Annotated in this window: 1 protein-coding gene; it reads left to right on the forward strand. The window is 64.3% G+C overall.

Annotated features, from left to right (window positions below):
- Nucleotides 1–247: 247 nt before the first annotated feature.
- Entirely contained in the window at nucleotides 248–1,516 is a 1,269-nt protein-coding gene (locus tag V6M49_RS06295; RefSeq protein WP_332760575.1) for an IS110 family transposase, read from the forward strand.
- The last annotated feature ends 97 nt before the right edge of the window (nucleotides 1,517–1,613 follow it).

The raw sequence follows: 1,613 nt of genomic DNA on the forward strand, positions 1-1,613 counted from the left end.
TCGACTAGCCTGTATGTCCTTGCCGGACGCCCGTTCCGGGCTGAAAATGGTGCCGTGGCCGCCTGCCGACGCCGTACTTCTATGGTTCTTTGAGGCCGTCGACTAGCCGGGCGTTGGGGGTCACGCTGTGGGCCCTTCATTGTTTCTTTGCCGAGAACGCGGATTAGATTCCGATTTTTCCCGGTGATCCCCACAGGTGGCCGCGTCGATCATCGACAGGTTCGCACGTGAGGAGATGAACAGGATCATGTTGGCCGAATCCCAGGATGAGGAACAGATCATCGCCAGGGTCGCCGCGATCGACATTGGCAAGGCTGAACTCGTCTGTTGTGTCCGGGTCCCCGCGGAAGGGAACTCGAAGAAACGGTTGCAAGAGGTGTCCACGCACTCGACGATGAGCCGGTCCTTGGCGGAGCTGGCCAACCATCTGGTGGACCTGCGGATCGAGCGGGTGGTGATGGAGGCGACCTCCGATTACTGGAAGCCGGTGTTTTACCTTCTCGAGGCGCACGGGCTCGAGCCGTGGCTGGTCAACGCCCGGGACGTGAAGCACCTGCCGGGGCGGCCCAAGACCGACGTTCTCGACTCCGTGTGGCTGTGCAAAGTCGCCGAACGCCAGATGCTCCGTCCCAGTTTCGTCCCACCCGCCCCGATCCGCCGGCTGCGGGACCTGACCCGCTACCGGATTGATCTCGTCGGGACGCGGACTGCGGAGAAGAACCGGGTCAAGAAACTCCTCGAGGACGCGTGCATCAAGCTCTCCGTTGTCGCCTCAGACATTTTCGGGGTGTCCGGCCGGCAGATGATGGCCGCGCTCATCGCCGGCGAACGCAACCCGAAAGTCCTCGCGCAGCTGGCACGGTCAAGCATGCGCAGAAAGATCAGCGAACTCGAAGAGGCGTTCACCGGCCTCTTCGATGACCACCACGCCTTCCTGCTGGCCCGGATGCTGTCCAGGATCGACGGCATCGATGCCGATATCGCCGCGGTCGATGAACAGATCGAGGCGCAACTGGCCCCTTTCGCCGCGGCGGCGGAACGCCTGGATGAGATCCCGGGCATCGGCCCCGTCGCCGCCGCCATCATCCTGGCCGAAATCGGGGTCGACATGACCCGGTTCCCGACCGCGGGACACCTGTGTTCCTGGGCGAAGTTCTCCCCGGGCATCAACTCCTCCGCCGGGAAGACGAAGGGAAACGGCTCGACCGGGCACGGCAACCGCTATCTCGCCCGGATCCTGGGCGAGGCCGCCGTCGGTGCCGGCAGAACGGATACCTTCCTCGGCGAACGCCACCGGCGCCTGGCCAAACGGCGGGGCAAGAAACGCGCCATCGTCGCCATCGGACGCTCCATCCTGGTCATCATCTGGCACCTCCTGCAGGACCCGGAAGCACGGTTCCATGACCTTGGCGCCGACCACTTCAGCAGCCGCACCAACCCGGACGCCAGGAAGCACAACCACGTCCGCCAACTCGAAGCCCTCGGCTACACCGTCACCCTCACACCCGCAGCCTGACACCCCACCTTCATACCCACAACCAACCCGCCAGACCACGACGGACCCACCAGTGCGAGCCCGCCGCCGTCAGGTCACCTCATTTTCGGATTAGACG

Source organism: Pseudarthrobacter sp. (genome assembly GCF_036675385.1).
Taxonomy (GTDB): domain Bacteria; phylum Actinomycetota; class Actinomycetes; order Actinomycetales; family Micrococcaceae; genus Arthrobacter.

Excerpts from the sequence above, each read along its gene's own strand:
- V6M49_RS06295 (WP_332760575.1), top strand. The coding sequence starts at position 248 with ATGTTGGCCGAATCCCAGGATGAGGAACAGATCATCGCCAGGGTCGCC.